This window comes from Microcoleus sp. N9_A2, from assembly GCF_036701775.1.
Taxonomy (GTDB): domain Bacteria; phylum Cyanobacteriota; class Cyanobacteriia; order Cyanobacteriales; family Microcoleaceae; genus Microcoleus.
The window spans coordinates 34,591-48,155 of record NZ_JAUBRH010000027.1; the positions used below are offsets into that span (position 1 = coordinate 34,591).

5 protein-coding genes are annotated in these 13,565 nt (G+C 46.3%); all 5 read right to left on the minus strand.

Annotated elements, in window-relative coordinates:
• Positions 1 to 194 precede the first annotated feature (194 nt).
• Positions 195 to 5,951 carry an amino acid adenylation domain-containing protein gene (locus QUA44_RS16930; protein WP_333252699.1) on the minus strand — a complete coding sequence of 1,919 codons (5,757 nt, stop codon included), beginning with the start codon at positions 5,949 to 5,951 and terminating at the stop codon, positions 195 to 197.
• Positions 5,948 to 9,187 (minus strand): amino acid adenylation domain-containing protein, encoded by a 3,240-nt coding sequence (locus QUA44_RS16935; RefSeq protein ID WP_333252697.1) that lies wholly within the window; start codon positions 9,185 to 9,187, stop codon positions 5,948 to 5,950. The genes QUA44_RS16930 and QUA44_RS16935 overlap by 4 nt, the downstream gene beginning before the upstream one ends.
• A gap of 22 nt (positions 9,188 to 9,209) precedes the next feature.
• Positions 9,210 to 10,259 (minus strand): TauD/TfdA family dioxygenase, encoded by a 1,050-nt coding sequence (locus QUA44_RS16940; protein WP_333252695.1) that lies wholly within the window; start codon positions 10,257 to 10,259, stop codon positions 9,210 to 9,212.
• 67 nt (positions 10,260 to 10,326) lie between these two features.
• Positions 10,327 to 11,868: a condensation domain-containing protein gene (locus tag QUA44_RS16945; RefSeq protein ID WP_333252693.1), complete on the minus strand. Its 1,542-nt coding sequence runs from the start codon at positions 11,866 to 11,868 to the stop codon at positions 10,327 to 10,329.
• Positions 11,858 to 13,546: a pyridoxal-dependent aspartate 1-decarboxylase PanP gene (gene panP / locus QUA44_RS16950; RefSeq protein ID WP_333252691.1), complete on the minus strand. Its 1,689-nt coding sequence runs from the start codon at positions 13,544 to 13,546 to the stop codon at positions 11,858 to 11,860. The genes QUA44_RS16945 and panP overlap by 11 nt, the downstream gene beginning before the upstream one ends.
• Positions 13,547 to 13,565 lie beyond the last annotated feature (19 nt).

Here is a 13,565-nt window from a genome sequence, read left to right on the forward strand (position 1 = left end):
GAGAGGAGAAAGCAGGGCTGTTTCGGGGCAACCACGGGGGGATTGCCCCTACGGAAAACGATGATTTTGTAGGGGCGGTGCCCCCGTGCCCGCCCTCCCCATCCACGATTTGCTAGGTGTTTCAGAGATTGGGGCAGCCACGGGGGGCAGCCCCTACAAGAGAATGAAACAGCCCTGGAAGAGATGAGAGGAAATTAAATTCCTAATTCAGGAATCATTTCGCCCATCGCTACAACAATTTTTCGCGAACCGATAAATGGATTGCGACTGTGAGCGGCAAGCATATTATCTAGCATTAAGATGTCTCCTGCTTGCCAGGGAAAACTAACAGCAGCTTGCGCGTACACTGCCTGAATTTCTTCCATTACCGAGTCTTCAATAGGAGTGCCGTCACCGTAATAGACATTGCGGGGGAGGTTCTCTTCTCCAAAAACAGAGAGCAAGGAAGCGCGGGTTGCCGCATCTAAGCAGGAAATGTGGTGCAAGGGAAGTTGGTTAAAAAATACCATCTCTTGGGTTTTTGGGTGCTTGGCAATTGCGGGGCGAATTTTGCGAGTTCTCAAATTATTTCCTGCTTTCCACTCAAATTCCATCCCAGCTTGTCGGCAGTATTCTTCAACCACCGATTTGTCTTCAGTTTTGAAAAAATCTTTCCAGCTTACATCTAGTCCGTCTGTGTAGTTACGAACGTACATAATTTGCTTTTGGGCAAATTTTTCTCTGAGTTTCGGGTCTAGCAACTGGTAAATTTTACGGCAGTCAACAATCGGCGTTTCTCCGCCTTGTTGCGCTGGCTGAACGCAGAAAAACCAGATTTTCATCGGCCAGCGGTGCAGGTGCGAACTCTCGCTGTGAAATAAGATAGCTTTATCTGCTGGGTAAGGAGTTGAACCGTAAACTTTTCCGCTAACTCCTTCGCGTGGCAAATCCCCGTACTCCCCAAATAATTCCGAACAAATTGAGAGTGCAAACTGCTCGAATGCGGAAACCACAGGGTCGATGAACCCTCGAAACAGAATTGCTCCGTGCTGTAGCAATTTTGCTTCTATCAATTCGCGGTTGTTCTTTGCCCAGTCTGCAAGATCGACATTGTTAATAGCGGGTTTGATGACTAACGGGAATAGTTCCCCAGGCTGAAGAAACTCGGTTTTTATCAACTCGCCTTCAGGCAGAGCAACCTCTTTCGGTTTAATGCTCTTAAACTTGCTGAAATTTATTTTTTCGCGCTTTAGTTCTTGCATGGTTTGTTTTTGTTTTTCAGCTTCCGTGATAATTTCCAAGTTGTTTAACCGAGTTTCTGGCTGCGCTACAATGCTGCTGAGGAGGGTTTCAAAGCGATTTGACATTTGCTCGATGGTGGCGCAGTCGAAAAGACCTGCATTATATTTCCAACTACCGGCAATTCCCCGCTCGGTTTCCCCCACGAAGAGAACTAAATCGAATTTCGCAATTTCGCTGTCAACTTCTAACGGAGTTAAAGTTAAATTCCCCAGCTTTAAAGCAGGCATCGGCATATTTTGCATGACGAATAAAACTTGAAAAATTTGTGGCTGATTTAGAGTGCGATCGGGGCGCAATCCCTCCACTAATTTGTCGAAGGGTAAATCTTGATGAGCGTAGGCTTTTAAAGTTACTTCGCGCACCCTTGCGAGCAATTCACAAAAAGTGGGATTGCCACTCAAATCAGTCCGCAAAACGAGGATATTGACAAAGAAGCCTATTAAAGCTTCTGTCTCAATTTGGGTGCGATTTGCCAGGTCTGTGCCGACAATGATGTCATCCTGATTTGTATAGCGATATAGCAGCGTTTCTAAAGCGGCTAGCATCGTCATAAATAGGGTGGCACTTTCTTGACGACTCAGCTTATTGAGGGCTTGCGAAAGGGTTGGGGAAAGCTGGAACGGTTGAAGGGCAGCCCGATAGGTAGAAACATTAGAGCGCGGTTGTTTGGTAGGCAGTTGCAGCACTGGCAAAGGATTGCCTAAGTGTTGCTTCCAATAGGCAAGTTTTGTTTCTAAAACTTCCCCAGAAAGCCAGTTTCGCTGCCAGACGGCATAATCGACGTATTGAAGGGGAAGTTCGGAAAGTGGGGAAGCTTTGCCAGCACAAAAAGCTTCGTAGAGTGCAGCCATTTCCCGCACGAGTACCCCTAGGGACCAGCCATCTGCAACGATGTGATGAATGGTTAGCAATAATATAGATTCTGTCTCCTTTAACTGTAGCAAAGTAACGCGCATTAATGGCCATTTTGCTAAGTCAAAAGGTTGTCGCGCTTCTTCAAGAGCGAGTCGCACCGCTTCGGCTTCCCGCTGCGAGTGAGGAAATTCCCGCAAGTCTATGACTGAAAGCGCGAAAGTCGGAGAGGGAATAATCGTTTGAATCGGTCGCCCTTCCACTGTGTTAAAAATTGTCCGCAAGGCTTCGTGGCGAGCGATAATTGTTTGGAAACTTCGCTGTAATGCTGTCACGTCGATCGCGCCTTTCAAGCGCACGGCTGCGGGAATATTGTACGCTGGATCGCCCGGTTGCAATTGATCGACGAACCAGAGCCGCTGTTGTGCAAAGGAAAGGGGCAATTCTCCCTCCCGCGATGCGCGATCGATGGGGGGTGCTTTCAGGTTTTGCTCGGTGCGATATTGCAAGAGGCTTTCGGTCACAGTTGCGACGGTAGGCGATTCAAATAAAACGCGCAGGGGCAATTCAATTTGAAACGCTTCTCGCAGGCGGGCGATCGCCTGAGTAGCCAGCAATGAATGACCTCCCAATTCAAAGAAGTTATCGTGAATGCCAACTCGCTCTAAACCGAGAACTTCCGCCCAAATTTCTGCTATTAATTGCTCGTCGGGAGTTCGAGGCTCGGTAAAATTGCTCTCGAATTCCGCTGTGTTTGTGTCAGGTGCTCTTAGCGATCGCCGATCGATTTTTCCGTTAGGCGTTAAAGGCATTGCTTCCAGCAGCACAAACGCTGACGGTATCATGTACTGCGGCAGTTTTTGTTTGAGAAAGACGCGCAAGTGATTAATAAATTCTGAATTCGTAGGAGCAGTGTTCCCGTGTCCGCCCCGGAGTTCTGAGTTAACAACGATATAAGCTACTAAACGCTTGTCGCCCGGATTATCCTCTCGAACCAGTGCGATCGCTTCTCGCACGGCTGGGTATTGGCTGAGTACCGCTTCAATTTCGCCTAATTCGATGCGAAATCCGCGAACTTTCACCTGGTGGTCGCTGCGCCCCATAAATTCAATGTTTCCATCTGGGAGATAGCGAGCCAAGTCCCCGGTTTTATAGAGGCGTTCTGAAAGAATAAACGATGAAGGATGAATGAAGCATGAAGCATGAATTCCGTCCTCTGCAAAGGGGTTAGGAATAAACTTCTCTGCGGTCAGTTCCGGTCGGTTTAGGTAGCCTCTAGATAAGCCGGCACCGCCGATGTGCAGTTCGCCAAATATGCCAACGGGAACTGGCATTAAATAGCGGTCTAATATGAAAATTTGAGTGTTAGCAATCGGGCGACCGATGGAAACTGATTCATCTTTGCGATCGACCTGATAGAGAGTTGACCAGATAGTGGTTTCTGTAGGGCCGTATAAATTCCACACAGCAGCGCCACGCAAAAGCAACTGATTGGCGAGCTGTCGGGGTAAAGCTTCTCCCCCGCACAGTATTTTTAATTGATTGTTTCCCGGCCATCCTGCTGCTAAAAGCATTTTCCAACTGGCTGGAGTAGCTTGCATAAATGTCGCGCCAGAATTTGTTAATGTTTCTAACAGCTTTTCCCCGTTTGATGCCACTTCTCGGCTGGCTACAACGACGCGAGAACCTGTTGTAATAGGCAGGAACAGTTCCAGCGCTGCAATGTCAAAAGATAAGGATGTTACTGCTAGCCAAACATCTCGGTCTGCGATCGCGAGTTGTTGGTGCATAGAACTCAAGAAGTTAACGGCAGAGGCGTGGGAAATTTGCACTCCTTTGGGTTGACCTGTTGAGCCTGAAGTATAGATGACATAGGCTAAATTTGAGGAATTTTGTAAACCCACGACTGGCTCGTCGCAGCTCGATATGCCTTCCCTATCTGCATCCAGAAACACGATATAGGCGCTATTTTTTGGCAGTGTTTCTAATAGTTTTTGCTGAGTGAGTAACACTGAAATTTGCGCGTCTTCTAGCATGAATCCCAGGCGCTCTGGCGGATATGCTGGATCGAGGGGAACGTAAGCACCACCGGCTTTGAGGATGCCGAGAAGCCCTACCACCATGTCTAGGGAGCGATCGACATAAATTCCTACCAAAAATTCTGGATTGACACCAATTTTTTGCAAGTAACTTGCGAGGTTATTTGCTTTTTTGTTCAGATCCCGGTAAGTCAGACATTCATTTTCAAAAACGACAGCGATCGCATCTGGTGTCAGTTCTGCCTGCGCTTCAAATAGTTCATGTATGCACTTATCTTGCGGAAAATTCGATTGAGTATTGTTCCACTCGAATAGTAGTTGCTGCTGTTCAGGTTTTGTCAAGATTGGCAAATTTGAAAGGCGCTGTTCGGGATTGGTAGCTATACTTTCTAGTAAGGTAATAAAATGTCCGGCTATCCGTCGTGCAGTGCTAGCGTCAAACAAATCTTGGCTATACTCAAGCGTTCCATTAATACCCTCTAATCCTTCCTCCAGGTCAAGCGCTAAATCAAATCTCGCGGTTTTTCGTTCTATTTCTAAATTGCTCAACATCACTCCTGGCAATTTTATCTGCGGTGTCCGAACATTTCGCAGAGAGAACAACACCTGAAATAGCGGATTATGACTTAAATCTCGTTCGTGGTGTAGGATTTCTACCAGTTTCTCGAATGGTAAATCCTGGTGGTTATACGCGCCGAGAGCTACTTCTCGCACGCTAGCCAGTAACTCTTTAAAAGTTGGGTTGCTCGACAGATTGGTTCGGAAAACTAAAGTGTTAGCAAATAAGCCAATTAATTCCTCGATTTCGCGTCGGTTGCGGTTAGCAATGGGGGAGCCGACTAAAATATCTTCTTGGCCAGTGTAGCGATAAAGCAATGTTTTAAACGCTGCCAGTAGGGTCATAAATAAAGTAGCTTTTTCCCGCTGGCTCAATTGGACGATTTCCTCTGCGATTGCCTTGGGAATAGTAAATTTATGCACCGCACCTCGGAAGCTTTGTATTGCCGAGCGGGGGCGATCTGTTGGCAAATTTAGTACAGGAAGATTGCCTCCGAGCTGTTTTTTCCAGTAAGCAAGCTGCGTCTCTAAAACTTCTCCTTGCAACCACTGGCGCTGCCAACTTGCAAAGTCTGCGTACTGTACCGACAGTTCGGGAAGGGGAGAAGGTTTGCCAGTGCAAAAGGCTTGATAAAACGTGGCGAGTTCCTGAATGAATATTCCCATTGACCAGGCATCGAAAATGATGTGGTGCGTACTCAATAGCAGCACCCAGTTTGAATCGCTCAATTGCAGCAATTTGGCACGTAATAAGGGTGCTTGTGACAAATCGAAAGCAAGCTTTGCTTCTGCGGCGATCAACCGTTCAATTTCGCGAGATCGTTCAGTTTCAGGAAGCGATCGCAAATCTATTTCTAAAATTTTCAATTCCAGATTTGAAGCGATCGCCTGAATGGGTTGCCCATTTATTGTCTTAAAAGCCGTTCGCAAAACTTCATGACGCTTGACAAGTTCGTTGAGACTGCGATCGAGGGCTGTGGCGTCGAGTGTGCCCGTCAAACGCACGCCGGCGAGGATATGATAGGTAAAGTTGCCTGCATTTAGTTGCTCAAAAAACCACAACCGCTGTTGAGCAAACGACAGAGGAAAAGTGTTAGACTCTCGACTTTGAGGCAGAATTTTTGCTAGCGAAACGCTTTCTTTTTTATGGTTGAGTCGCTGCAACAGCAACTCGCGCTTTTGGGGAGAAAGACCCGCGATGCGTTCAATTAAATCACTCATTTGCTGACTCCTTGCTGGGCGAGAATTTCCTGAATTTGTGCTTCTGAAAGTTGATCGAGGTCTGCTAACACCCTCGCTAGCATTTCACTGTCTGTTTGTTCGACTTGCTTTTGCGCGATCGCTACAGCAAAATCGGCGACAGTCGCAGACTCAAATAAACGGTGCAAAGGCAACTCGACCTGAAATGCTTGGCGCACTCTGGAAATTACTTGAGTGGCTAATAGGGAATGCCCTCCTAATTCAAAAAAGTTGTCGTAAATGCCGACTTTTTCAAGTTTGAGAACTTCAGCCCAGATAGCGGCTAAAACTTCCTCGATATTTGTGCGAGGCGCGACAAAGTTTTCTGTCAACTCCGGCCGCATTTCGTCAGGTTCTGGCAGCGATCGCCGATCGATCTTTCCATTAGGAGTTAAAGGCAAACTTTTGAGCATTACAAAAGCCCAAGGCACCATGTACTCAGGCAATTTTGTCGCTAAAAAACGGCGAAGTTCGCTGCTGCTTGGTGCTGGTTTCTGCTCAGAAATCAAATAAGCCACGAGGCGCTTTTGTGCCATCTCGTCTTCTGGCGCCACAACTACAGCCTGCGCGATATCTGGATGTTGCCCCAGCACCGCCTCAATTTCTCCCAATTCAATGCGGAAACCCCGGATTTTTACTTGACTGTCAATTCGCCCAATAAATTCGATGTTTCCGTCTGGCAAATAGCGAGCCAAATCACCCGTTTTGTACAGTCGTGTTTTTGCTTGCGTGTCAAATGGATTGCGAATAAATTTTTCTGCGGTTAATTCAGGGCGGTTAAGATATCCGCGTGCCAAATTATCACCGCCGACGTACAGTTCACCAGGTACGCCTATCGGCACCGACTGCAAGTAAGAATCCAAGATATAAATCCGAGTGTTGGCAATCGGAAGACCGAGTGGAACTGTCTCAAAATCGCACCCAGTTTTATCAAATTCGACTTGATAAGTCAGGACACCTACAGTTGTTTCTGTTGGCCCGTAGTGATTGAAGACTGAGCAACTGGGAGCAAGATTGCGAAGTATTTTAATTAAGCTCCTGTTGGCAGCTTCACCACCTAAAATAAGCCGTTTCCCAGGCAAAATTGACTTGGGTTGGGAGGAATTTAAAAGGGCGGCTAGATGAGAGGGAACTATTTTGAGGCAGTCGATGGGATTGCGGGAAAAATATTCACCCAGTGCCTCTGGATCGGTGGCGCGTTCTTGGGAGATAATATGCAGGCAACCGCCGAAACAAAGGGCGGGGAAAATCGCTGTGTTTCCTAAGTCGGCGGCGAAGGTGGAAACGGTGGCGAAACTGGCACCAGATGGCAGGTTTAATCTTTCCTGAATAGCGTAAAGGTAATTGAGCAGTTGCCGATGTTCGATCGCTACTCCTTTGGGGATGCCAGTGGAACCGGAAGTATAGATGACATAAGCTAAATTGTCTGTAGAAACAGGGGGCGTGTAAGAGGCAGAAACAGTCGGAATATCTCGATCGATGCAAACAATATTTGCCTGAGTTTTCGGCAAGCTTTCGATGAGCCGCTGTTGTGCGAGCAAAACCTTCACCTGAGCGTCTTCTAGCATGAGTGCTTTGCGATCTACTGGGGTTGCCGGATCGATCGGCAAATAGGCACCACCGGCTTTGAGAATGCCCAGCATTCCTACGATTGTTTCTAAAGAGCGATCGACGCAAATTCCGACAATTGCCTCTGGCTCAACTCCCAAGTTTTGCAGGTGATGGGCCAGTTGATTGGTGCGATCGTTGAGTTCTCGGTAGGTGATTTGTTCACTTTCAAAGACAACGGCAATGCTATCTGGCGTGCGCTCGGCTTGTTCTTCAAAAAGCTGGTGAACGCACTTGTCTGTCGGGTAATCTTTTTGAGTTTGGTTAAAGTCAATGAGAAGTTGGTGACGATCGCGATCGCTAAGTATATTTAACTGACTAATGGGAATTTGTGGACTTTTTACTGCACTTTCTAATAGTGCCTGAAAGTGTTTTGACAAGCGTTTGATATCTTCAGCTTCAAATAAAGCCGGATCGTAGCAAAAATCGGTGATTAAGCAATTGCCTCGTGAAAGACAGGAAAGTTTAAGTTTGAATGGCTCTAGGCAGGCATCTTGCCGATCGAGGAAAAATGAAACGCCAGACTCGCCATATTTCTCTGGCTCTGTTTCACACTCAAAGCAGATGGGCAAAAAAGCGTTACTTTTATCGGATTCTAGAGTTTCTTCCCAGGTAAAATATTCTTGCCAAGTGTGAATATCTTTGAGATTTAGCTCAACTTGTCGCCAAACTTCTGCAAAACTGAATTCGTCTTGCAAGTCGCAATGTAGCGGTAAATAGGTACTCAACAGCCCCAGAGAGTGTTCTAATTCTTCATATTTCCTGCCGTTTCCAGTTACGCCGACTATCAGGTTTGGCTGTCTGGTAAGCCGCCAAATTAAAATTTGCCAACAAGTCAGCAGGAATGTAGAAATATCGCTTTGGTGTTTTTGCGCGATCGCTTCCAATCTGTTCAACAAATCACCCCGAATTTCCACCCTTTCTACTAGCGGCTGAAATTCCGAAGCGGAATTCTGCTTTTCCCAAGGAAGCGTTAAGCAATCCAAAGATTCAAGATTCAGTTTGCGCCAGTATTCTTTGCCGATTGCCGTTTCTTCTGATTCGAGTAACTCATTTTGCCACTCAGCAATATCGGCATATTGCATTGACTCATCAGAGAACTCTTCCCCGCGCCCACAAGCTGAGTAGGAAAGACTGAGTTCGCGGGTAAAATTTTTCAGGGTGACACTATCTGCAATTAAGGCAGAGAAGTTCGCCAGCAATAGGTGCTTGTTTTCCCCCAAAGTTACTAAAGAGAGATGCCAAAGTGGGCCGCGCTCAAAATCAAAAGCAAGCAGGTTTAGTTGCTGAAAAAGCGCTTCAATTTTAGCTTCTTGTTCTTCGGGAGACAAACCGCTCAGATTGTGTTCTGAGATAGGAATTTCACCAGTGCGGGCGATCGCTTGCAGGGGTAGTGTCATCCCAGGCAAGCAGTGAAAGCTAGTACGCAGGATTTCGTGCCGATTTACGACATTTTGCAGCGCCTTTTTCAGAATCTCTCGATCGAGGTTTCCTGAAATTAAAATTGCACCTCGAACACGATAGATCTGTTGAGAATTATTTTGCTGTAACCCCCACAAATGTCGTTGCTGTGGAGAAAGTCTAAACCCTTCGATTGTTTCATTTTGCATATCTACTGTTCCTTTCATGGGTCTAAATATCTTGACAGCTAAACGGTTCTGCCATCCCGACAACAACTCGACGCGAACCAGAGAATGGGGTGCGTCCGTGCGCGGCTAGCATATTATCTAGCAGCAAGACATCTCCTTCTTCCCAAGGAAAAAGTATCGTTTCTTGCTGATAGCAGCGACGAATTTCGTCTAATATAAAATATTCAATGGGCGAGCCATCGCCGTAATAAGCATTGCGGGGTAAATCTTCCTGCTTAAAAGAAGTTAAAAGCTCTTTGCGAACGACGGGTTCGAGATTGGAAATGTGGAAGAGGTGAGCTTGATTAAACCACACCATTTCCTGCGTTTTTGGGTGCTGGGCGACCGCTTGACATATTTGGCGAGTTCTCAAGCGATCGCCACTTTTCCATTCTAACTCTATTCCCGCTTTTTGGCAATACTCTTTTACCTCAATTTTGCTATCAGTATTGAAGACATTTTGCCAGGGTAAATCTACGCCACCGCCGTAATTTCGCACATACATAACCTTTTTTTGAGCAAACTTTTCTCTAATATTTGAATCCAGGCTTTCAAACACTTTGCGGCTATTAGCGATCGGAGTTTCTCCTCCCTGTTCGGCTTTCTTGACGCAGAAAAAAGCGATTTTCAGCGGCCAATTGCGAGAATAAGCCATTTCATTGTGCAGGGGGATGAATTGCTCGGCAGGATACTCGGTGGAAGTGTAGATATTTCCGCTCACCTGACTGCGCGGAGTTGAGCGAAAAGAATATTCCAACAAGTCGCCAGCAATAGTTTGAATAAACTGCTGGAAACCATTCACGCCGCCGACTTCAAAGCCTCGAAAAAGTATTCCTCCATGCTTCCATAACTGCGTTTCAATTGATGAGCGATTGTTCTGTGCCCAACCTGCGAGATTTAATTTTTCTACTGTTGGCTGAATAACTAGAGGTAGAAGGTTTTCGGGCTGGAGGTAGGCGGTTGTGACTAATTCCTCTGAGGACAAGCTGACGGCTTTGCGCCTAACTGCTCCTAACTTTTGGGAATTGAGATTCTTTGTTTCTGTATTTGTCATAGTTTTGGGTTTTGTGAAAAATTTATCCCTTTTTCCCGAAAAAACATGAGACATTGAGCTATCATTTTCAACTTTTCATAACTTTGCGTTTAGCCATTTTTAATTTTTGAATTCCCGAAAGATGAATTTGTTTTTCCTGCTCGATTTGGTGCTGCCTTTCTGCTTCCGCAAGAATTTCTTCCAAGTCGTCGATCTTGATATCTGGCTGGATGACTACCTGGTTGAGGAGGATTTGGAAACCTCTCACCATTCGGGCAATAGTCGCAGCCTCAAATAAGTCTGTTTTGTAGTCAAATAAGCCTTGAATTCCTTCTGAAACCTCCCAGATAGTGAGGCTTAAGTCGTGTCTCGACATACCGACATCGAATTCCAGAATGCTCAAGGTCAAACCAGCTAACTCCAGGGGTGGCATGGGTGCATTCTGGAGTACAAACCACACTTGAAATAGCGGGTTATAGCTGAGATTTCGCTCTGTCTGCAATTCCACGACGAGCTTTTCAAAAGGGACATCGGGGTGAGCGAAAGCTGCTAACGCTACCTCGCGTGTTCGACCGAGTAGTTCGCGGAAAGTTAGATTACCTGCGGTGTCAATTCGCAGCACTAAAGTATTGACAAAAAATCCAATCAGTTCCTCTAATTCAAGGCGGTTGCGATTGGCGATCGGAGAGCCAATCGCGAGGTTATTCTGCTTTATGTGGCAGTATAGCAAGGATTGAAATGCTGCCAGCAACGTCATAAATAGAGTGACATCTTGTTGCTGAGCTAGCTTTTTAATTTTTTCAGTGAAAGAAGCAGAAATCACAAAAGATTGCTGCGATCCTCGGAAACTTTGCACGGGAGAGCGCTGCTTATCTGTTGACAGCACAGCTAAACCGCCTCCCAATTGCTGTTTCCAATAAGCGAGCTGTTTTTCTAATTTCTCTCTGTGCAAATGCTGCCGCTGCCAACTGGCGAAGTCGGCATACTGTAGGGGAAGTTCAGGCAGCGGAGAGGGTTTGTCAGTGGAAAAAGCTTCATAAAGTGCGGCCACTTCTCGCACCAATACCCCCATAGACCAACCATCAGAAATAATGTGGTGTATCGTCAGCAGCAACACATATTCTGCCGGACTAAGTTGCAGGAGAGTGCCCCGCAGTAAGGGCGATCGCGTTAAGTCAAAGGGGCGTTGGGCTTCTTCAAGAGTACGCTGCTCAATTTCAGCTTGCTGCTCAGTTTCTGGTAAATGTTGCAAGTTTACTACCGACAAAGCGAAATCCAAGGAAGGAGAAATCAGTTGAACAGGTTCCCCGTCCACTTCTGCAAAAGCAGTCCGTAAAACTTCGTGACGCCTGACAATCTCATTGAGTGTTTGTTGCAGTGCTGACAAATTCAATTGCCCTTGCAAACGCACAGCAGCAGGAAGGTTGTAGGCAGGGTTTTCGGGAGACAATCGATCGAGAAACCACAGCCGTTGCTGGGCAAAAGAAAGGGGAGCCGAATTTTGCTGCGATCGCCTGGGAATACGCTGAGATTGCTCAGCCTGTACTGCCTCTTTGCTTAATGCTTTGAGGAGGAGCGCTCGCTTCTGGGGCGAGAGGTTTTTCAGTCGTTCTGAACGATTAGTAGACATGATGATTCACCTCCTCGGAGTGGTCGCTGTTTGTGATAGTTAAGGAAAGCTTTGCTGCTATTTTTATCTGGTCGTCTAAAACAACATTGATATCTGCTTCAGTGGTGAGGGGGTTGGCAAGGACGACTCGAAAAGCAACAATGGGAATGGTTTTGCCATAACAGGTGTTTTGCAGGGTTGTTCGCGATACGAAGGTGTGACCGGCTCGCCGCTGGGCCTCCTGAAGGCACTCGTTAAATTGATTAATGAATTGGTTGTCTGCTTCGGTTAGTTGTTTTTTGGCTGCTTTTTCCCTGAAGGTTTCTGGAATGTATCGGTATAAAAGAATATTAATTTCGGGTTCTAGCAGCAATTCAAATGCTGGATTTTCCCGAAGTAAATTGGCCAAGTGCTGCGTTTTATGGATACCTCCATCTATCAACAACTCATAGCCTTGATGGCCGATGATATTCAACGCCGCTTGCAAGAACAAACTCGCACCTGGTCGAGAGCCTTCGAGAGAGCGCTTGCCTAGATCGAGGGAGTCTTTTCGCACCGTGTAGGGTGCATTTTTTTCAATAACTTTGGCGGTTTGGGGATTGCGGAATAAAACCAGACCGATTCCCATTGGCAAATACATTTGTTTGTGTCCATCTATGGTGACGGAATCTGCTAGTTCAATGCCTGCGAATTTGTGCCTGTGACGTTCGGAAAAAAGCACGGGGCCGCCCCAAGCGGCATCGACGTGAAAGTGAGCGTTTGCTTCTTGGGCGATCGCCGCTATTTCTGGAAGCGGATCGATACTTCCCGAATCGGTGCTGCCTGCAACGCCGATAATTGCCAGAATGTGCAGATTGCGATCGCGACATTCGGCTACAGTTTGGCGCAGCGCTGCCAAATCCATGCGGTGATTGGAATCGGTGGGGACTTTTAGGAGACTGCGATCGCCAATGCCTAATAAACCGGCAGCCTTTTCAAAAGAATAGTGCATCAAACTGGAGCCGATTATCACCATTCCCTTGTTACCGTAAAACTCTAAAGCTGCGTACAAACCTTCTTTTTCAATGCCACTAAAGTTATTTTTTGGCCCGAAAGAAGCGTTGCGAGCGCACCACATGGCTGTGATATTAGCTAGGGTGCCGCCCGTTACCATGATACCGAGCGTGCTGTCACTTTTTTGAATGTGCTGGTTATAAAAATCCTCAGAAAAATCGTAAATTAATCGGTGCATCATTGCTAAAGTCTGGCGCTCGCAGGGGCTTAAAACTTTTGCAGTTTCCATCTTGACTAAATTTTGATTCATCGCGGTTAAAAGCTTCGCGATCGGGCGCACAAAATAGGGAAGTGCGCTCGTCATGTGACCGATATATCGGGGGGAAGATGTGTGAATGGAATGGGCAACGAGGGTTTTGGCAAAATCATCGATATAATTCCCAACATCTGTAGGAAAGGCGGGAATTTTGTTTTCCCTAAACTCCTGAATAATTAACTCTAAGTCAAGATCTGTACTCGCGGTTTTTGCGTACAAAAAGTCTTGAACAATCGCAGAAATTCGCTCCTCCATTGCTTCCTCTGCCAAAAATGACTTTTCTGAGGCACTGAATAGCTCCATTAACTTTTCTTCAATTGGGGTTTTTGAGGCTGTTAATGGCTGCATTATATCTTGAGAATTTTTGGTTTTTACTGTTAGTTTGTTCATCAGATTAATCCTGTTAAAT